We start from the raw sequence: 19244 nt of genomic DNA on the forward strand, positions 1-19244 counted from the left end.
CGACGGCCGATCCGTCAGGTCCACTCGATCCGGTACACCTCGGCGTCGATGTCGCGGGACGCCTCGGTGTGGTGGTCGAACTGGGCGTCGATCGCGAAGTCGGCCGCGAACGCGTGCGTCACCTCGCCGCCCTCGTCGGAGACGAACGCGTCGACGAACTCCTGACTTCCGGCGTTGTGAAGCGAGTAGGAGACGTCCGCGACGCGGCCGGCCGTCGAAAGGAAGCCGCGGTCCGCGTTGCGGTTCCCGTCCTGTGCGCCGAACGGCGGGTTCATCACGACGGTGACGGGGTCCGGAACCGAAAGCGGGAGCCGCGTCGCGTCGGCCTGCACCCAGTGGATGGGGGCGCTCGCGGCGACGCGACGCTCGTTCTGGGTCGCGGTCGCCAGCGCGGCGCGGTCGAGTTCGACGCCGAAGACGCGCGCGGGCCCGCGGAGAGCCGCCGCCAGCGCGAGCATCCCCGTGCCGGTGCCGAGATCGAGGACGGTCCGCCCGTCGACGTCGCCGTGGAGATCGGCGAGGTGAACGACGTGTGCGGCCAACTCGGGCGGCGTCGGGTACTGTTCGAGTGCCGCCTGCGGGTTCTCGAAGCCCGTGACGACGCCCAACTTGGCGGCGAGTGAGCGTTTCGATGCCATCTGTTACGGTTCGTCCGAATCGACGGGACGGACACGACGGCTCTGTCTGATCCTCTCGGCCCGCGTATCGTGCCCACAGATGTCCGAGCGGACCTCACCGGAATCGACGCCGTCGGATCGCGTCGCGTGCATACCGCGACGAACGGGGATGAAATATAAAACAGTTCGTTAATACCAGAAGAGACGACTCGCGCCCTCGGAGGTTCCCGTCGGACCGCGAACGCCGCTCCGACCCCGGCGCGGACGGACGGCGAACCGGGCCGTCAGCCAGCTGCGACGATTCCGACCGCCGGCAACGGTCCCGACCGCCGGCGGCGGTCACGTTTCGTGTTCGTCGCTCGGACCGCGTGGCCGTTCGCCGAATAGGTCCCCGCCGACTCCGGGGATCGAAACCGGTGTCGCAGCGGTGCAGTCGGCCGGTTGAATCGCGTTGCCGTCGGCGTCACGGTGACGTGCGATCGGCCGACCGGACAAAGACTTAAATGCGGCAATAACCAGAAACCTTATAATGGAACGTCCGAGCCGCCAGCGCCAACAGGAGCGAGAAACGGAGCGAGAGTCGGACGAGGAGACGCTTTCGTGTCCGGAGTGTGACTCGACCGAGATCGTCACCGACGCCGATCAGGAACTCGTCTGTGAGGACTGCGGGCTGGTGCTCGACGAACGGAACATCGACCGCGGCCCGGAGTGGCGGGCGTTCAACCACTCGGAGCGGCAGTCGAAATCGCGCGTCGGCGCTCCGATCACGGAAACGATGCACGACAAGGGGCTGACGACGACGATCGACTGGAAGGACAAGGACGCGTACGGTCGATCGCTCTCCTCGGAGAAGCGGTCTCAGATGCATCGGCTCCGGAAGTGGCAAGAACGGATCCGGACGAAGGACGCAGGCGAGCGGAACCTCCAGTTCGCGCTCTCTGAGATCGACCGGATGGCCTCGGCGCTCGGCGTCCCGCGCTCGGTCCGCGAGGTCGCCTCAGTCATCTATCGCCGCGCGCTCAACGAGGACCTCATCCGCGGCCGCTCCATCGAAGGCGTCTCCACCGCCGCACTCTACGCCGCCTGTCGGCAAGAGGGCATTCCGCGGAGCCTCGACGAAGTCGCCGACGTGTCTCGGGTGCCACAGAAGGAGATCGGGCGGACCTACCGATACATCTCCCAGGAACTCGGATTGGAACTGAAGCCGGTCGACCCCAAGCAGTTCGTCCCTCGATTCGCCTCCTCGCTCCAGCTCTCGGAGGAGGTCCAGTCGAAGGCGACGGAGATAATCGATGTCTCCGCCGAACAGGGGCTGCTCTCGGGGAAGTCGCCCACAGGCTTCGCCGCCGCCGCCATCTACGCCGCGTCGCTGCTCTGTAACGAGAAGAAGACCCAGCGCGAGGTGGCGGATGTGGCGCAAGTGACCGAGGTCACCATTCGCAACCGGTACCAAGAGCAGATCGAAGCGATGGGATTCAGATAACGAGGCGGTCAGCCGGGCCGACCGACACGCGAGCGTCGCGAAGAGACCGGTCGCCGGGCCGACACAGAGGTCCGCGGCCGACGCCCGCCGGCAAACTCCGACGGCACTGGCCTCCGAGTGACCTCACAGAAGCGTGTTCACGTCGACGGCGACGATCGTCTCGTCGCCAGCGGGGCCGCGTCGCGTATCACACGGCTCGAAGCCGTGAGCGCTGAAGAACTCCTGTGCACCGGGACTATCGGCGGGGACGCTCGCGCGGAGCGTATCGACGTCGCGATCGCCCACCGAGGAGGCGACTCGCGAGAGCAGTTCGGGGGCGACACCCTCTCCGGCGTGGTTCGGATGGACCCACAGCGCGAGCAGCTCCGCTTCCGACCCCTGGACGTCGGGATGCGCGATGGCGACGCCCACGGGACCGTCGTCGCCCTCCATCAGGAACGACCACTCTGCCTCCGCGGCGGCTTCGCGCACGCCGGCGGCAGACACGTCGAGCAGTGGTGCTCCGATATCGTCGAAGACGGTCGCCTCGCGCGCTCGCGAGACGGCCGTTCGCAGCGCCTCCGCGTCGTCGGGCCGGGCCGCCCGGACATGCATACCTAGCCATGGGGAAAGCGATCACGTATATGTTTCGGGATGTCAATATCCCTCACGGAATCGGTAGAAGAACGGACGATCGGCGGCGGTCGCACGGACGAGGGGCGCGCGTTCGTTCGATTCGACGTCACCGCCGTCGTCTCTCGATCCTCTACGCGATCGGCTCGATTCCGATCGTGACCGTAACGCCTTCCACGTCCCACTCCTCGACGAGCCCTCCGTCTCCCGCGGCGCTCGGATCGTCGAGCCACGCGTCGGCGCGGACCTCGCCGGCTATCAGATCCGCGTGTTCGTCGACGAAGCCGGCGACGCGGTCGTCGCCGACGAGCACGCCGACGCGGATCCGCGCTTCGACGTCGAGGTCGAGTTCCTTCCGCATCTCCTGAATCCGGCGGATCACGTCCCGAGCGTACCCCTCCGACTCGATGTCGGGTGTCAGCGACGTGTCGACGTAGACGGAGCCGCCGTCGAAGTCGGTCCCGGTGACGTCTTCCGGAGGCTCGGCGACGTACTCGACCATCGCGTCGTCGAGGTCGATCGGTTCGCCGTCGACGACCACGTCACCGGACTCGACGGCCTCTCGGGGCGCCCCTCGGACCGCGTTCATCACCTTCTGCGCGTCGCCACCGAAGGCCGGGCCTATCTCGCCCATCTGCGGCTCTGCGGTCTCGACCAGCTCATCGAAGGCGTCGGTGACGGTCACCTCGCGGGCGTTGACGCGGTCCGCGATGAGGTCCACGAGCCGCTCGACGGCGGCGGCGACCTCGTCGTCTCCGGTCTCGACGACGACGCGCGGCACGGGCCACCGGAGCTTGCGGCCGGCCTGCTGGCGGGCGTTGGCCGCGGCCTCCTCGACGTCTCGGAGGACAGCCACGTCGCGTTCGAGGTCCGGGTCGCGGAGCGCGTCGTCGGGCGCGGGGTACGCCAACTGGTGGACCGTGGTCGCCTCCCCGTCGAGCGTCTGGTACATCCGCTCGGTGAGGTAGGGGGCGATCGGCGCGAGCAGCCGGATCACCTCGTCGAGGACGGTCGCGAGGGTCGCGTACGCGCCGCGTTTCGAGGCCGAGTCGGCCTCCTCCCACATCCGGTCGCGGACGGCCTTCACGTAGAACCGCGACACGTCCTGCGTGACGAACTCGATCACGGCGTTGACGGCGTCGCTGACGCGGTAGTCTGCCCACGCGTCCGTGACCTCCGTCTCGACCGATTGGAGCCGCGAGAGCACCCACTCGTCGACGAGTTCGAGATCCCCGTCGTCGAGGTCGGCCGCGGCGGGATCGTAGCCGTCGAGTTCCATGTACTCCAGCGGGAACCGGAACACGTTCCAGAGGATGTTGAGTTTCCCCTGGATCTCCCCGAGACCGTCCCACTCGAACGCGAGGTCGACGCCCTGTTGGTCGTGACTGAGCAGGTAGGTCCGAAGCGGGTCGCGACCGGCACGGTCGATCGCCTCCTCGGGCGTGACGATGTTGCCGACGGACTTGGACATCTTGCGACCGTCCTCGTCGTTGGCGAATCCGTGCATGATAACCTTCTCGTATGGGATCTCGCCGACCGCGGCGGTCCCCATGCCCAGTTGCGACCAGAACCACCCGCGGGTCTGGTCGTGCGCCTCGATGATCAGGTCGGCGGGCCACAGTTCGTCGTGCGCTTCGGTGTCACTCGGGTACCCGAGCGTGCCCCACGTGGCCACGGAGGAGTCGAGCCAGACGTCGAACACGTCCTCGACGCGGCGGTACGCGGTGCCATCCTCGACGATCGTCAGGTCGTCAACCGAGGGCCGGTGGAGGTCGATGGACTCGGGATCGACGTCCTCCTCGACCCGGTCCGCCAGCTCCTCGCGAGTGCCGATCACGATCATGTCACCGTCGAGGTCGTCCGGGTCGGCGTCTTCTGGCACCCAGATCGGGATCGGAATACCCCAGTACCGCTGGCGAGAGACGTTCCAGTCGGGGGCGTCTTCGATGAAGTCGCGGAAGCGGTTGTCGCGCGCCCACTGCGGGTGCCACTCCGACTCCTCCATGTTGTCGAGGAGGTCCTCCTTGACGTCCGTGATCGAGATGAACCACTGGTCGGTGACGAGTTGGATGATACCCGTGTCACACCGCCAGCAGTGGCCGTAGCTGTGCTCGATGGTCCCGTGTGCGAGCATGCGTCCGTCGGCGACGAGGTCGTCGATGATCGCGTCGTTGGCGTCGCGCACGAACCGGCCGGCGTACTCGCCGGCGGCCTCGGTGAACTCCCCGTTCGGCCCGACGGGACAGAAAATCTCGAGGCCCAGTTCGGTACCGCGGTGGAAGTCCTCCTCCCCGTGGCCCGGCGCGGAGTGGACGAGTCCGGTGCGATCGGCCTCCACGTAGTCGGCGGCGTACACCTCACCCGCCCCGTCGAAGTCGGGGTACTCGGCGACGCGGTCGGCGAGCGGGTGGTCGTACGCCCAGCCGACGAGGTCGCTTCCCGACAGTTCCGCCTCGATCTCGTAGTCCTCGTAGCGCCCCTCCTGGAGGACGTCCTCGACGCACTCGCCGGCGACGTAGAGCAGTTCCTCCTCGCCGTTCTTCTCGGCGCGGACCGCGTTGTAGGTGAGGTCCTCGTCGACGGCGACGAAGGTGTTCGCGGGGATCGTCCACGGCGTCGTCGTCCAGACAACGAGGCTCCCCTCCCGGTCGGACAGGGAGAACTTCACGTAGATCGACGGGTCCTCGACGTCCTCGTACTCGACCTCGTTGTTGGCGAGACCGGTCTCACAGCGCGGGCACTGCGAGATTGAGCGTTTCCCCTGCTCGACGAGCCCGTTGTCGGCGACGTTCGAAAACGCCCACCACGCGGCCTCCATGTACTCGGGGTCGATCGTCTCGTAGGGGTCATCCCAGTCCATCCACACGCCGATCGACTGGAAGTCCTCGTCCATCGCCGCCCGGTTGCGCAGGGCGAACTCCTTGCACTTCTCGATGAACGACTCCATCCCGTACTCCTCGATGTCCCGCTTGTTCTCGAAGCCGAGTTCCTCCTCGACTTTCACCTCGATCGGGAGCCCGTGCATGTCGTAGCCCGGTCGGTCGGTGACGCGGTGGCCAGTCATCCGCTTGTGGCGGATGACGGCGTCTTTCAGCGTCTTGTTCCACGCCGTCCCGAGGTGCATCTGCCCGGAGGTGTACGGCGGCCCGTCGACGAAGAAGAACGGCGGGTCGTCGGCGTGCGCCTCTTTCGCCGCCTCGTAGGCGTCCGCGTCGTCCCAGTACTCGTCGACCGCCGACTCGACGTCGGCGGGCGCGTACTGGTCGTCGATATCGTCCATACGGAGTGGACTTGGCGCGGATATTTGAATACGGCGGAGTCACGTACTGCCGTGCGATGCGTTGTCTAGGACCTCACTGCCGACGCGACGCGAACGACGAGTGCCGACGTGACGCGAACGACGAGGTCTGACCCGCGTTCGCGGGCGAAATCGATGGTGTAGTACGTTCCCTGTCGGCGTCGGAAGGGACAAGTCCAGTAGAGTCGTATCACGTGCATGGAACTCGACGAGACGGACCGCGCCATTCTCCGTATCCTCCAGGCGGACGCACGAACCCCGTTCTCCGAGGTCGCGCGCCGGATCGACATGTCCAGTGCGACCGTCCACGATCGGGTGGGCCGCATGGAAGACGCGGGCGTCATCGAGGGGTATCACGCCGCGGTGGATCCCAAGGCCGTCGGCTACGGCGTGAGCGCGTTCGTCGGGCTCCGGGTCGAACAGGGGCGCGAGGAGAACGCACTCGACAAGCTCCGCGACGTCGACGAGATCCGAGAGGTTCACCTGACGACCGGCGAGTGGGACGTGCTCCTCCGCGTCGTCGCCGCCGACACCGACAGCCTCCGAGAGCTGATGTTCGATCGGATAGCGGAGGTGGACGGGTTCTCGCGTTCACAGACGATGATTATCCTCGAAACCGACTACGAGGAGGACGGGCCGCCGGTGTAGGGACGGTCGGGTCGGTGTTGGTGGACCGGAACGCTCAACTCGGGGAGGCTCTCATCGGGGAGCATGAGTACGGACGGAGGGCGCGTCGAGCTGTCGTCGGAACGGGCGTGGGGGGCCGTGGTCGTTCTCGTCACCGCCGTTCTCGCGATCGGATCGATCGCGTTCCCGCGAGTCGTGTACGACCGCTTCCTCTGGCGGTACTTCTGGGGACCGGTCGCGGCCGACGGGCAGGGTGCACAGTGCGCCGTTCGCGACGCCGGCGGGACGACCCTCCTCGACGGTTCGGCCGCCTGTGCGGAGGCCGTCGACGCCGGCGCGGTCGTCGCCTCCCCGGGATACACGACGGTTTCGACCGTGAGCTACGTGATCGTCCTGTTGGGAATGCTGGTCGGCGTCGTGTTCCTGCTCCGGCGGCTCGACATCGGTAACGAACTGCGCTTCTTTTACGCGCTGTTCCCGTTCATGCTGCTCGGCGGAGCGCTCCGGACGGTCGAGGACGCCGGTATCGCGGCGATGGACGCGGGCGTCGAGCCGCTCATTCCGTTTCCGGCGAGCGCGTTCCTGATCAGTCCGTTCATCTACTTCACCGTGTTCGGCGCGACGCTCGCGTGCGTCGTCACCGCGTACGGGCTCGCCGGGCGGGAGATAGTCGACGACTACGCGCGACCGCTGTTCGGGATGGGCGTCGGAGCGCTCGCTCTCGCGCTCGGGTACCTCTCGTACCTCGCAGCGGCCACGGACTACGTCGATTTCTATCCCGTCGTCCTCGTGTCGACGCTCGTCATCGCGACGCTCGCGACGGCCGTGACGTGGGCGCTCGCGACCCGATACGAGCCGACGGTCAGGCGAGGAACCGGGTTCGCGGGGATACTGATCATCTGGGGGCACGCGGTCGACGGCGTCGCCAACGTCATCGGACTCAACTGGATGCCCGCGCTCACGGGAACGCCGAACCTCGTCCCGAAACACGTGGTCAACGCCCTCATCGTCGACTGGACCGGACGGCTGCTCCCCGACTCGGTCGTCGCCGTCACCGGTGACGCCTGGCCGTTCCTGCTGGTGAAGCTTGCGGCCGCGACGTTCGTCGTCTGGGTGTTCAACGGCGAGATGTTCGAGGAGTCGCCGCGGTACACGCTGATGCTTCTCATCACCGTGCTGGCGGTCGGACTCGGGCCCGGCAGCCGAGACATGCTCCGCGCGACGTTCGGTATCTGAGCGCCGCGCGAGCGGACGCGTCCCGACACCGGTTCAGATCGCGAGTACCCCACGCATCGTCGGGTTTCGACGACACCACGAGGAGGTGAACCGCGCCTCTCGGACGGAAGCGACAAGTGTACTGCCCCACGAGCGGAGCCATGGTTGGGACCCCACGACGACGCGTGTTGGCGGCCGCGGCGACCGGATCGACGCTCTCGCTCGCCGGCTGTAGCTCGCTCGAATCCGATGGTACAGACTCCGACGGGTCGACCCAAACGAGTGACGGTGAGTCCTCCGGTGACGGCAGCGGGGACGACGCGAGCGCGACCGTCGCCCTCGACATCCAGTCGGACCTCCAAGCCGCACAGACGGACATCCAACAGCGCCTCCAAGACGGGAACCTCTCTCAGACGGAGGCGCAAGCCGAGATCCGAGAGACCCAACTCGACCTCCTCACCGAGGCCGCCTCGACGGTCGAGTCGTACGCGAGCGACACCGAGGGCCTGACCGTCAGTCAGACGAACGCTCAGGCGGGCGCCGTTCTCGTTTCCGGAGATGCCGCGGCAGTTCTGAGCGTGCTTGACGCCGGATCGGTGAGCGCGTTGCTCGCGGCCGATGAGTTCCCCGAACCGCAACAGCCGGCGACGAACGATTCGACAAACGACTCGACGAACGAATCTGCCTGAGCCCCGTCGCTCCGGCGCGCAGTGAGCGATCCGCCCACCGCAACGCTGTCTTATTCTTATTTCGTCCACCGCAACGCCATCCTATAAGCCGTCGCGGGCGAAACCCGTCCGATAATGTCCGAGGGGTCACCGTCGATGCTTGCGGGCGTCAACGTCGCGCTCGGCGTTTCCGGAAGCATCGCGGCTGTGAAAGTAGTCGAACTCGCACACGAACTCCGCCGACAGGGCGCGAGCGTCCGCGCCGTGATGTCTCCGGCGGCGACGAACATCGTCCATCCGTGGGCGGTCGACTTCGCGACGGACGGGCCCGTCGTCACCGAGATAACCGGCGACGTCGAACACGTCGAGCTCTGTGGTCGGGACGGCTGGGCCGACGTCCTCTGTCTCGCGCCGGCGACCGCGAACACCGCGGGAAAGGTCGCGTCCGCGATCGACGACACGCCGGTCACGACCTGCGCGACGACCGCGCTCGGCGCGGACGTGCCGGTCGTGATGGTCCCGGCGATGCACGAGCCGATGTACGATCACCCGGGCGTGCTCGACGCGCTCGACCGGTTGGAGTCGTGGGGCGTGGACCTCGTCGACCCTCGGATCGAAGAGGGGAAAGCGAAGATCGCGGACGAGGCGGCGATCGTCACGGCGCTCGCCCGCGCGACGACGCCGCAGACGCTCTCCGGGACGCGCGTCGTCGTCACCGCCGGCGCGACGAAAGAGCGCATCGACCCGATCCGAATCTTAACGAACCGGGCTTCGGGCAAGACCGGCCGCGCGGTCGCTCGCGCGTTGTACGTCCGCGGCGCGCGGGTCACCCTCGTTCAGGATGGACCAGACGTGCCGTACGCCGACGTGGTCGCCGTCGAGACCGCAGACGAGATGATGCAGGCGTGTCGACGGACCGCGGCGACGGCGGACGCCCTGATATCCGCGGCCGCGATCTCGGATTTCACCGCCGACGCGGTCGACGAGAAGATCCGATCGGGATCGCCGCTGTCGGTCGATCTGGAGCCGACACCGAAGCTGATCGACTCGGTCCGCGAGGCGTACCCGGACCTCCCAATCGTCGGGTTCAAAGCCGAGACGGCCGGCGACGACGCGGCGATGATCGCGGAGGCGGAGCGGATCCGCGACCGCGTCGGCCTCGCGTTCGTCGTCGCCAACGACGCGAGCGTGATGGGCGACGACGAGACGCGCGTTCTCCTCGTCGCCGAGAGCGGCACGGACCCCGAGGAAGTCATCGGCTCGAAAGACGCAGTCGCGGGGCGGATCGCGGACCGGCTCGCCGACGTTCTCGACAGGAGCGAGTGAGCGAGGACACGACCACGAGCGGCGGTCCGCGGCGGACGTCAGACGGGGGTCGACCGGTCGCGGGGTCCCGCCGTGCCCATATCCGCTGGGATACAAACTGTTTTGAGGCGGTAGGAAAAGGATCCGGGTAGAGACACCGATGCACACAGAGACCGTCATCCCCAGATCCGCCGGAGGTGTGGTGGGTGGCTGACACCGGTGACGAGTCGGATTCGGCCGATCCTGACGTACCGTCGGGATCCGCCGCCGGGAGCGGTTCCGGGGCGACGAGCGGAGACGAACGGCCGGGTGCGGTCGTCGTGCCCGTCGAACGGACGCCGACCCTCCGCGCGACGGTCGCACACGCGATCGAGACCGCGGCAGACGGCGACTTCTCGGCGGTGCACTTCGTAGAGATCGCCTCGTGGCGCGACGGCGATCCGGAGAGCGAGGATCGAACGGCCGCGGCCGAACGCGTCCTCGAACGCGTGTCGGCGTGGGCGGAGGCGGACCTGGCAGACTCGGACGCCGAGGGGGCGGACGTCGCTATCGTGACCGACCTCATCGGGTCCGACGACTACCTCTTCGGACCGGACGACTACGTCCGCGTGTTGGCCGAGTACGCCGCGAACAACGACGTGGACTCCGTGCTGTTGGATCCGGAGTACACGCCCGTCGGCAACACGACCCTGCTCCAGCCGCTCGAGTTCGCGCTGTCGAACACGGAGTTGACCGTCGAGACCGCTCCCGTGACCCGACCGACGCGGCGCGAGCGTCTCCGGAGCGAGGCGACGGGGATTCGATTCGCCGCGATGTTCGGCCTCTCGCTGGCGTTCTACTTCGTGCTCGGCGATCCGCTGTACTGGTTCGATTGGGTGACCGGCGTCGCGAGCGCGGCGATCGTCTCGATCACCCTCTCGCGGATAAGCTTCGATGCGGATCCCGCGCTACCGCGGACGCCGCTGCGACTGGTTCGCGGCGCGATCTACGTTCCCGTGTTGCTCTATGAGATCGTGATGGCGAACCTCGTCGTCGCGCGGGTGATACTGGACCCGCGACTCCCGATCGATCCGACGATGAACCGGATGCGGGTGATCGTGGGGAGCGGGCTCCCGCTGATGACGCTGGCGAACTCGATCACGCTGACGCCGGGGACCCTGACGGTCCGCGCCCGCGACAGCGACCTCTACGTCCACTCGCTGATCCCGTGGGCCCGCGACGGGCTCTTCGACGGGTCCCTGGAGCGGTGGACCCGGTTCGTCTACTACGGGCGGTCGTCCGCCCGACTCCCGACGCCCCGAGAGCGCGACGACTGCGCGATATTGCAGGGGCCGGACGCGACCGAAGACCTCCCGATCGCCGCGACCGACGGCGGTGCGGAAACGGGTGAGACACCGGTGGCGGTGGGCGATCGGAGTTCGACCCCGACCGACGAGTCGGCGGGGGACGCCGCGGAGGTGACCGACCGATGACGCTCGTCGACGCGACGGTCGTCGCCGGTTACACCGTCGGCGACGTGCTCTTATACGCGGCGGCCGGCTTCGCCGTGCTCGCGATCGGCATGCTCTATCGGGCGGTGAAGGGCCCGACGATGCAGGACCGCGTGCTGGCGGTGAACGTCCTCGGAACGAACACCGTCGTCATCCTCGGACTGTTGGCCGCGGCGCTGGACGAGCCGACGTTCCTCGACGTCGCCTTAGTGTACGCGCTGTTGAACTTCCTGATGGCGATCGCCATCTCGAAGTTCACGGTCGAACGGGGTGGTGTGTTGTGATCGACGCGATCGAGACCGCTCGGGTGGGGCTGATCGTCGTCTTCGTCCTGCTCGGGCTGTTCTTCTCGTTCGTCTCGATGACGGGCGTGCTCCGACTGCCGGACGTGTACTCGCGGGCGCACACCGCCTCGCAGGCCGACACGCTCGGCGCGGGGTTCGGACTGGCGGCCGTCGCGCTCACCGTCGGCTGGGAGGGCGCGGGCTTCAAGAGCGTGCTCCTGCTGTTCTTCATCTTCGTGACGAACCCGACGGCGGCCCACGGGATCGCTCGGGCCGCCTTCGAGGAGGGAGTCGTTCCGTGGACCGAGGGGGACGAGCGACGATGACGGGGGCAAGCGGTGTCACGGCGGGCGTCGTGGCACAGGTCACGGCCATCGAGGCGAGCCTGCTCGCGTTCGTCGTGCTCACGGCGTTGGCGACAGCGTTCGCGCGAGACGTGCTCGCGGCCGTCATCATCTTCGGGGCGTACAGCCTCGGGATGGCGGCGCTGTACACGTTCTACCGCGCGCCGGACGTGGCGCTGACGGAGGCCGCGATCTCCGCCGGCGTGACGACCGTGCTGTTGTTGTTGACGCTCGCGAAGACGACGCGGATCGACCACGAGGCCGCCTTCGAATCGGTGAATTACCCCGCGGCCGGCGCGGCCGGGTTCCTGTTCGCCGGGCTGTTGCTCACGATGGGGTCGATTCCGGCAATCGGCTCGCCGGACGCGCCCGTGTGGTCGGACCCGGACGTGAGCCAGTGGTACCTCTCCGAGACGTACGCGCAGGTCCACGTCGAGAACACCGTGATGGGCGTGTTGGCGGCGTTCCGCGGGTTCGACACCTTCGGCGAGGCGATCGTCGTCTTCGCCGGCGGGATCGCCGCCCTGATCGTCCTCCAACGGGAGGTGTTCGCATGAGCGACGCCGACCGCGACGCGGACGATCTCCCGCCGCACCGGGCGGTCGATCGGTCCGGTCGACTCGACTCCGAAACGCGGCAGGGAACCCCCTACACGGAGAGTCAGGTTATCATGCCGACCGTGAAGATCGTCGCCCCGTTCGCGTTCACCTACGGGCTGTTCGTCACCTTCCACGGCGGCGGCTCGCCGGGCGGCGGGTTCCAGGGCGGCGCGATCATGGCCGCGGTCGTGTTCATGATCGCGTTCGCGTTCGGTATCGAATCGACCCGTACTTGGCTCGCGAACACGGTCGTCGTCGCGCTCGCGGTGGGCGGTGCGCTCGCGTTCGCCGGCATCGGGCTCGTTCCGGTCGCCCTCGGCGGCGCGTTCCTCCAGTACGACCTGCTACCGATCCCGATCAAGTACGGGCTGGAGGGGGTCGAGATCCTCGGGATCGCTCCCCTCGTCGCCGGCGTGTTGATGGGGCTGTTCTTCCTGCTCGCCAACGGCTTCGCCCTCGACGGCGACGGGTTCGAACCGGACGATCCGGCGGACTCGGACGCGGCCGACGAGGACGCCGAACGCGATGACGGCGACGGACCCGAAGACGGGACCGCGTCGCCGGCCGCGGTTGCTGACGGCGGCCGCGAGCCCCACGGGGGTGACGCATGACGGGCGAGACGGCACTCGGTGCGGTCTCGTCTGCGACCGTCGCCGCGACGGCGACCGGTCCCGTCGAGATTCTGACGACCAGACACGCGTACGTCGCGTTCGCGCTGCTGTTGTGTATCGGACTCTACATGATGATAGCGAATCCCAACCTCGTGAAGAAGATCGTCGGACTGAATCTGTTCCAGACCGCCATCTTCCTGCTCTTCATCACGTCGGGATACGTGGAGGGCGGCGCGATCCCGATCGTTCCGTCCGGCGGCGCAGAGACGGGGACATACGTCAGCCCGCTCCCGCACGTGATCGTACTGACCGCCATCGTCGTCGGCGTGAGCCTCACCGCGGTGGGGCTCGCGCTCTGTATCCGGATTTACGACGAGTACGGGACGCTCCGAACCGACGTCCTCCGCGAACTGCTCCGCGACGAGGGGTCGATCCCCGACGGCCCGGATCTCGGATCTCGATCCGAGAGCGCTCGGACGGACGTCGGCGGAGGTGAGTCGGATGACTGACGTGCTCCTCCCGATCGCCATCGCGGTGCCGCTCGTGGCGGCGACGCTACCGATCGCCTTGGGGCTCCGGTACGACGACGTCGGTTGGCCGGTCGCGGCGCTCGCGACGACCGCGCTCGCGGGAATCACCGCCGCTGTCGTCGCGAGCGTCGCCGCGGGCGGTCGGATATCGCACGCGCTCGGGAGCTACCCGCCGCCGATCGGTATCGAACTCGTCGCCGACCCGCTGTCGGCGGCGGTGCTCGCGCTGGTCGCCGCCGTCTCGCTCGCGACGCTCGCGTTCGTGCGCGTCGCGGGGCCCCACGGGAACCCATTCTACAGCGGGTACCTGCTTCTCGTGGGGGGACTGACTGGCATGACGCTCACGGGCGACCTGTTCAACATGTTCGTGTTCTTGGAGATCGTCGGGATCTCGACGTACGCGCTCATCGCGGCCGACCGGTCCGGAGCGAGCGCGTACGCCTCGCTCAAGTACCTCGTCGTGGGGACCGTCGGTGCCTCGCTGTACTTACTCGGCGTCGGCTACGCGTTCCTCGCGACGGGGACGCTGAACATGCTCGACATGCAGGCGCAGCTCGCACAGGTGGGATACGGCGACCCCCTCGTTCGAGCGAGCTACGCGCTCATCGTCGCCGGGCTCGGGCTGAAGATCGCGGTGTTCCCGATTCACGCGTGGCAGCCGGACGCCTATCAGCGCGCGCCGGACGCAGTCACGGCGATCGTCGCGGCGCTCGTATCGACGGCGAGCGCGTACGCACTGATCCGCGTGAGCTACACCGTGTTCACCGTCGAGTTCCTCGCGGCGAGCGACGCGATCACGACCGCGATGCTCGTGGTCTCCGGCGCGTCGATCCTCGCGGGGTCGGTCCTCGCGGCGATGCAGTCCGACCTCAAGCGGATGTTCGCGTACTCCTCGGTGGCGCAGTTCGGGATGATCGTGGCGGCCATCGCGCTCGCCAACGAGACCGCGCTGCTCGGCGCGGCCGTCCACCTCATCGGACACGGTCTGCTCAAGTTCGGGCTGTTCCTCGGCGTCGGTCTGCTCGCGTTCGGCTACGGAGCCCGCCGGTTGGAGGACCTCGCGAGCGTCGCCAGAGCGGCGCCGTTCACCGCCGGGTCGATCGCCGTGCTCGCTCTCGCGCTCGTCGGAATCCCGCCGTCGGTGGGGTTCCTCGGTAAGTGGTACATCGGCGTCGGCGCGGTCGAGTCGAGCCTCGGCGGCGGCGGCGCGGCCGGCATCGGCATCGCGGCCGTGATCTTCGTCAGCACGCTGTTCACGCTGTCGTACGTCGCCCGGCTGCTAGAGCGGTTCTACTTCGCCGGCGTCGGACTGCCCGGCGACCACGGCGAGCCCGCCGTCGCCGACGGGGGGAAAAACGAGGGCGACGCCGCCGGCCGCAGTGACGGCGACGCACGCGAAACCGCGGGTCCGCGACCCGTCTCGCCCGTCGACGGTGCCCCGACGGTGCCGGGCGTGCCGGACCGTGTGCCCTCCGCGTCGCTCGCAGCGCTCGTCGCCGCGACGCTCGTCGCGGTCGCGCTCGGCTTCGCCGGCTTCGGTCTCGCGGAGTGGTTCGATCCGTTCCTCACGGAGGTGTTCGCATGACTGACGTTCCAATTCAGGATCTACGACCCCTACTGGCTGTCCTCGTCTCGTTCGTCGCGGCATTCTTTGTCGTCGCGTCGTACCGTTCGCCGAACGTCCGCGAGGGGTGGACGATCGCGGCGGCGTTCGCGAAGTTCGGGATCGTCGCCTCGATGCTGCCGGCCGTCCTCGACGGAGCGGTCTTCGAGTGGTCGCTCGGAGCGTTCTTACCCGGCGGCATCGAGTTCGTCCTGCGCGCCGACGCGCTCGGGATGCTGTTCGCGTTCCTCGCCAGCGGGCTGTGGATCGTCACCTCGTTTTACAGCATCGGCTACATGCGCGGTAACGACGAGACGAACCAGACGCGATACTTCGCCGCGTTCGCCGTCTCGCTGTCTGCGACGATGGGGATCGCGTTCGCGGGCAACCTCGTGACGATCTTCGTGTTCTACGAACTGCTGTCGATCGCGACGTACCCGCTCGTCGCACACGACGAGACCGACGAGGCGCGCTCGGCGGGTCGGAAGTACCTCGCGTACACGATGTTCGGTGGCGGCGTGTTCGTGCTCGCCGGCACCGCTCTCGTCTATCTCATCGCCGGCAACGTCTCCTTCACCGCCGGCGGCATCGAGGAACTCGCGAACGCCGACCCCGGCCTCGCGATGCTCGCCTTCTTCCTCTTGGCCGTCGGGTTCGGCGTGAAGGCCGGCATCATGCCGCTCCACCAGTGGCTGCCCGAGGCGATGGTCGCGCCGACGCCCGTCTCCGGCCTACTCCACGCGGTCGCGGTCGTCAAGTCCGGGGCGTTCGGGGTCTCGCGCGTCGTCCTCGACGTGTTCGGTCCCGAACTGGTCTTCGACCTCTCCTTACCGCTCGGCTTCTCCGCCGGGCTCGTGCTCTCGACCATCGGCGCGGTCACGCTGACCGCGGCGAGTTTCATCGCCCTGCGCAAGGACCACCTGAAACAGCGGCTCGCGTACTCGACGGTGAGCCAACTCAGCTACATCATCCTCGGGCTCGGACTGTTCGGCTGGTACGGGCTCGTCGGCGCGCTCTTGCACATCCCGGCGCACGCGTTCATGAAGCTCACCCTGTTCTTCTGTGCGGGGAACATCCACGTGTCGACACACACCGACTACATCTCGGAGATGGCGGGGATCGGCAAGCGGATGCCCCTGACGATGGGGGCCTTCACCGTCGCCTCGCTCGGGATGGCCGGAATCCCGCTTCTCGCCGGCTTCGTCAGTAAGTACTACATGCTGATCGGCGGGATCCGGATGGGAATGGAACTGACGCCGGTCGCCTACTACCTCGTCGGAGCGCTGCTGCTCTCCGGCGTGCTCAACATCGCGTACTTCTGGCCGGTGATCTACACTGCCTTCTTCGAATCCGAAGACGCCCACGACGCGAAGCCGCTCGTCGACTTCCGGATGGGCGGGGAGTCGCGGTCGACGCTGACGGCGACGGATGGTGGCCGCACAGCGGACGACGCGGCCACCGGCGGGGGACGCGCAGCCGACGACGCGGCCACCGACGGCGGCCGCCCGGAAGACGAGGACGACGCGGACGAAGACGAGGACGCCGACCCCGAGGCTGTCGACGAGGTCGTCGACCGCGCGGGAAGCGACGACGGGGCGTCGGCCGACGACGCCGGCGTCCCCGACGACTCCGACATCCCCGACGCGGAGATGGACGACCTCCCCACGGACGAGGAGGGCGTCGTCCGGCCGGACTTCGACACGAGCGAGCGCGACTTCTCCGAGCCGGCCGAGCGCGTCGACACGGGAGATTACGCGGTCGATCAGCGCCCCTCTGACGTCGACGTGCCGTTCGGCGTGGGACGGGTCGCAGACGGCGACGCGGCCGAGCGCGACGAGACGGACGACGAGACTCGCGCTGACGACTCCGCCGACGAAACTCGCGTCGATGACACCGCAGACGACAGTCACGGGGCCGATCACGGCGACGATGAAGCCGACCACGACGACCACGGTCACCACGGTGGACCGCCGCCGGGCGGCTGGGACCGGATCGACGGCGTCGCGGCCCTCCTCGGCCGCGAGTCGACGTGGTTCACGCTCGGACCGATCCTCACCGCGATGAGTCTCGCGGTGTTACTCGGCGTGATCCCCTACGAGATGGGCTTTCTGGAGCTGATCGAACTCATCGTCGACACGCGGCTCCCCGAGGAGGTGGCGCGGCCATGACCGCCGACCTCCTGACGGTGATCCCGCCGTACGTGCTGCTCGCGTTCGCCGCGCTCGCGGTGCTCGCGCTCCCGCGTCGCGCGGGACACGCCGCGGCCGCGCTGGCGACGGCGTTCACGTTCGTCCAAGCCGTGCTGCTCGGCGACGGCGGCACCGGCGCGCACCTCGCGACGCAGCTGTTCGGCTTCGACGTCGTCTTCTTCAACGTCGACCAGTTCTCGCTGCTGATGGGCGTCGTCGTCGGCTTCCTCGCGACGGCGGCGGTGCTGTACGCGTACGGCACGGAGGCGCCCACGTGGGTGACCGCGTTCGCGCTGATCTACGTCTCCTCGACCGTGGGAACGATCTACGCCGGCGACTGGCTCACCCTGATCTTCTTCTGGGAGCTGATGGCAGTCACCAGTACCCTGCTGGTGTGGCAGTACGGGGGCGCAGCGGTGCGGGCGGGCTACCGCTACGCGCTGTTCCACGGGATCGGCGGGACGTTCCTGCTCGGCGCGGTCGTCGTTCACTTCGCCAACGCCGAGACGTTCCTGTTCTCGGCGACGACCGGGATCCACCCCGCCGCGACGCTGCTCGCGGCGATCGGCATCGGGATCAACTGCGGGTTCATCTTCCTGCACACGTGGCTGCCGGACACCTACCCGCGCCCGCACGTCGCGGCGTCGGTGTTCCTCTCGGTGTTCACGACGAAGACCGCGGCGTACGTGATGTACCGCGCGTTCCCCGAGGGCGGTATGTGGTTAGCGTACCTCGGTGGGATCATGGCCGTCTACGGGGCCTTCTTCGCGCTGCTCCAGTACGATCCGCGCCGCTTGCTGTCGTACCACATTCAGGCGCAGCTCGGTTACATGCTCGCCGGATTCGGGCTCGCGACGTACGTCGGCGAGTTCGCGATCACCGGCGGGTTCGCACACCTGTTCAACAACGTGCTCTACAAGAGCCTGCTGTTCATGGCCGTCGGCGTCGTGATCTACCGGACCGGCGTCGAAGACATCCGCGACATGGGCGGACTCTGGCGCGAGATGCCGGTCACGTTCCTCGTGTACCTCGTCGGTGCGGCCTCGATTACGGCCGTGCCCGGGTTCAACGGATTCATCTCGAAGGGAATGGTGCTCGACTCCGCCCACGAGGTCCACAACGTCACGCTGCTTCTGGACAGCGGCCTGCTCTGGTGGTTGCTCGTGCTCGGCGGCGTGGGAACGTTCATGTCGTTCATCAAACTCGGCTACTACGTGTTCTTCCACGGCTCGGCGACGCTGTCGCCGAGGGACGCCACGCCGTTCCAGACGGCCGGGATGGTGCTCGCTGCGGGCGCGTGCATCTACTTCGGGGTCTTCTACACCCAGCTGATCGAGGTGATGCCGTTCACAGACCTCATCTTGAGCGACGAGGTGTACTTCAAGCCGTACAGCCAGAGTCACCTCATCGAGAGCGCTGCGCTGCTGGTCGCCGGCTTCGTCGGCTTCTTTACACTGAAGCGGCCGCTCGGCTGGCTCGCCCACCGCATGCCCGACGTCGACGCGGTGACGTATCCGGCGATGTTCTACCTCGGGCGCGCGTCGATCTGGGGGGTCACCGAACTGTGGGCCGCCGTCGACCGCGCGGTGATGGAACTCGTCGGCATGATCGAGTGGACTGCGATGAACCCGCGAGAGGCGCTCGCGCGAGCCGGCGTCGACACCGAGATACGCACCGGAATCGGTCGAAGCGTCCTCTTCTTGACCGTCGCGGCCGGCGTCGCGCTGTTCGTGTTCGTGTTGAGTTAACTCAACGGACAGCAGTCGACG

General features: G+C 67.8%; 17 protein-coding genes. 14 read left to right on the top strand and 3 right to left on the bottom strand.

The genetic code is table 11. From position 1 onward, the window contains the following. Nucleotides 1-14: 14 nt before the first annotated feature. Nucleotides 15-638: an METTL5 family protein gene (locus ACZ45C_RS10040; RefSeq protein ID WP_460558888.1), complete on the bottom strand. Its 624-nt coding sequence runs from the start codon at nt 636-638 to the stop codon at nt 15-17. A gap of 508 nt (nt 639-1146) precedes the next feature. Here ACZ45C_RS10040 and ACZ45C_RS10045 point away from each other — a divergent pair. Further along, nucleotides 1147-2100, top strand: coding sequence for a transcription initiation factor IIB (locus ACZ45C_RS10045; RefSeq protein ID WP_460558890.1), 954 nt, complete (start codon nt 1147-1149; stop codon nt 2098-2100). A gap of 123 nt (nt 2101-2223) precedes the next feature. Here ACZ45C_RS10045 and ACZ45C_RS10050 read toward each other — a convergent pair whose 3' ends face one another. Together ACZ45C_RS10050 and ileS are read right to left on the bottom strand one after the other, a co-directional pair. After that, entirely contained in the window at nt 2224-2694 is a 471-nt protein-coding gene (locus tag ACZ45C_RS10050; RefSeq protein ID WP_460558892.1) for a GNAT family N-acetyltransferase, read from the bottom strand. A gap of 151 nt (nt 2695-2845) precedes the next feature. Continuing rightward, nucleotides 2846-5992 (bottom strand): isoleucine--tRNA ligase, encoded by a 3147-nt coding sequence (gene ileS / locus ACZ45C_RS10055; protein ID WP_460558894.1) that lies wholly within the window; start codon nt 5990-5992, stop codon nt 2846-2848. 216 nt (nt 5993-6208) lie between these two features. Between ileS and ACZ45C_RS10060 the strand changes: the two genes are divergently transcribed. The 13 genes from ACZ45C_RS10060 (at nt 6209) to ACZ45C_RS10120 (ending at nt 19223) form a co-directional block, all read left to right on the top strand. Continuing rightward, the gene (locus tag ACZ45C_RS10060; RefSeq protein ID WP_460558896.1) at nt 6209-6658 is read left to right on the top strand and encodes an Lrp/AsnC family transcriptional regulator; all 450 of its coding nucleotides are present in this window, start codon (nt 6209-6211) and stop codon (nt 6656-6658) included. Between the two features lie 63 nt (nt 6659-6721). Beyond that, nucleotides 6722-7873 carry a DUF63 family protein gene (locus ACZ45C_RS10065; protein ID WP_460558898.1) on the top strand — a complete coding sequence of 384 codons (1152 nt, stop codon included), beginning with the start codon at nt 6722-6724 and terminating at the stop codon, nt 7871-7873. Nucleotides 7874-8013: 140 nt separating this feature from the next. After that, nucleotides 8014-8541 carry a hypothetical protein gene (locus ACZ45C_RS10070; protein ID WP_460558900.1) on the top strand — a complete coding sequence of 176 codons (528 nt, stop codon included), beginning with the start codon at nt 8014-8016 and terminating at the stop codon, nt 8539-8541. Between the two features lie 135 nt (nt 8542-8676). Further along, nucleotides 8677-9846 (top strand): bifunctional phosphopantothenoylcysteine decarboxylase/phosphopantothenate--cysteine ligase CoaBC, encoded by a 1170-nt coding sequence (gene coaBC, locus ACZ45C_RS10075; protein ID WP_460559150.1) that lies wholly within the window; start codon nt 8677-8679, stop codon nt 9844-9846. A 185-nt stretch (nt 9847-10031) separates the two neighbouring features. Continuing rightward, entirely contained in the window at nt 10032-11297 is a 1266-nt protein-coding gene (locus tag ACZ45C_RS10080; RefSeq protein ID WP_460558902.1) for a monovalent cation/H+ antiporter subunit E, read from the top strand. After that, a complete protein-coding gene (locus ACZ45C_RS10085; protein WP_256418831.1) occupies nt 11294-11599 on the top strand; it encodes a cation:proton antiporter in 306 nt (101 codons plus the stop codon). The genes ACZ45C_RS10080 and ACZ45C_RS10085 overlap by 4 nt, the downstream gene beginning before the upstream one ends. After that, the gene (gene mnhG / locus ACZ45C_RS10090) at nt 11599-11925 is read left to right on the top strand and encodes a monovalent cation/H(+) antiporter subunit G (RefSeq protein WP_460559152.1); all 327 of its coding nucleotides are present in this window, start codon (nt 11599-11601) and stop codon (nt 11923-11925) included. The genes ACZ45C_RS10085 and mnhG overlap by 1 nt, the downstream gene beginning before the upstream one ends. Next, entirely contained in the window at nt 11922-12500 is a 579-nt protein-coding gene (locus ACZ45C_RS10095) for a DUF4040 domain-containing protein (protein WP_460558904.1), read from the top strand. The genes mnhG and ACZ45C_RS10095 overlap by 4 nt, the downstream gene beginning before the upstream one ends. Beyond that, on the top strand, nt 12497-13153 hold the full coding sequence (locus ACZ45C_RS10100; protein ID WP_460558906.1) for an MnhB domain-containing protein: 657 nt from the start codon (nt 12497-12499) through the stop codon (nt 13151-13153). The genes ACZ45C_RS10095 and ACZ45C_RS10100 overlap by 4 nt, the downstream gene beginning before the upstream one ends. Continuing rightward, a complete protein-coding gene (locus ACZ45C_RS10105; RefSeq protein ID WP_460558908.1) occupies nt 13150-13662 on the top strand; it encodes a cation:proton antiporter subunit C in 513 nt (170 codons plus the stop codon). The genes ACZ45C_RS10100 and ACZ45C_RS10105 overlap by 4 nt, the downstream gene beginning before the upstream one ends. Continuing rightward, nucleotides 13655-15268, top strand: a complete 1614-nt coding sequence (locus ACZ45C_RS10110) for a proton-conducting transporter transmembrane domain-containing protein (protein ID WP_460558910.1) — start codon at nt 13655-13657, stop codon at nt 15266-15268. The genes ACZ45C_RS10105 and ACZ45C_RS10110 overlap by 8 nt, the downstream gene beginning before the upstream one ends. Then, nucleotides 15265-17454, top strand: coding sequence for a cation:proton antiporter (locus ACZ45C_RS10115; protein WP_460558912.1), 2190 nt, complete (start codon nt 15265-15267; stop codon nt 17452-17454). Before ACZ45C_RS10110 ends, ACZ45C_RS10115 begins: the two co-directional genes overlap by 4 nt. After that, nucleotides 17451-19223, top strand: a complete 1773-nt coding sequence (locus ACZ45C_RS10120) for a Na(+)/H(+) antiporter subunit D (RefSeq protein WP_460558914.1) — start codon at nt 17451-17453, stop codon at nt 19221-19223. Before ACZ45C_RS10115 ends, ACZ45C_RS10120 begins: the two co-directional genes overlap by 4 nt. The last annotated feature ends 21 nt before the right edge of the window (nt 19224-19244 follow it).

The sequence above is a fragment of the Halorubrum pallidum genome, assembly GCF_055380345.1.

Coding starts and splice junctions, on each gene's coding strand:
- ACZ45C_RS10060 (WP_460558896.1), top strand. CDS start 6,209: ATGGAACTCGACGAGACGGACCGCGCCATTCTCCGTATCCTCCAGGCG.
- ACZ45C_RS10065 (WP_460558898.1), top strand. CDS start 6,722: ATGAGTACGGACGGAGGGCGCGTCGAGCTGTCGTCGGAACGGGCGTGG.
- ACZ45C_RS10120 (WP_460558914.1), top strand. CDS start 17,451: ATGACCGCCGACCTCCTGACGGTGATCCCGCCGTACGTGCTGCTCGCG.
- ACZ45C_RS10045 (WP_460558890.1), top strand. CDS start 1,147: ATGGAACGTCCGAGCCGCCAGCGCCAACAGGAGCGAGAAACGGAGCGA.
- ACZ45C_RS10115 (WP_460558912.1), top strand. CDS start 15,265: ATGACTGACGTTCCAATTCAGGATCTACGACCCCTACTGGCTGTCCTC.
- ACZ45C_RS10070 (WP_460558900.1), top strand. CDS start 8,014: ATGGTTGGGACCCCACGACGACGCGTGTTGGCGGCCGCGGCGACCGGA.
- coaBC (WP_460559150.1), top strand. CDS start 8,677: ATGCTTGCGGGCGTCAACGTCGCGCTCGGCGTTTCCGGAAGCATCGCG.
- ACZ45C_RS10110 (WP_460558910.1), top strand. CDS start 13,655: ATGACTGACGTGCTCCTCCCGATCGCCATCGCGGTGCCGCTCGTGGCG.
- ileS (WP_460558894.1), bottom strand. CDS start 5,992: ATGGACGATATCGACGACCAGTACGCGCCCGCCGACGTCGAGTCGGCG.
- ACZ45C_RS10085 (WP_256418831.1), top strand. CDS start 11,294: ATGACGCTCGTCGACGCGACGGTCGTCGCCGGTTACACCGTCGGCGAC.
- ACZ45C_RS10040 (WP_460558888.1), bottom strand. CDS start 638: ATGGCATCGAAACGCTCACTCGCCGCCAAGTTGGGCGTCGTCACGGGC.
- ACZ45C_RS10100 (WP_460558906.1), top strand. CDS start 12,497: ATGAGCGACGCCGACCGCGACGCGGACGATCTCCCGCCGCACCGGGCG.
- ACZ45C_RS10105 (WP_460558908.1), top strand. CDS start 13,150: ATGACGGGCGAGACGGCACTCGGTGCGGTCTCGTCTGCGACCGTCGCC.
- ACZ45C_RS10050 (WP_460558892.1), bottom strand. CDS start 2,694: ATGCATGTCCGGGCGGCCCGGCCCGACGACGCGGAGGCGCTGCGAACG.
- ACZ45C_RS10095 (WP_460558904.1), top strand. CDS start 11,922: ATGACGGGGGCAAGCGGTGTCACGGCGGGCGTCGTGGCACAGGTCACG.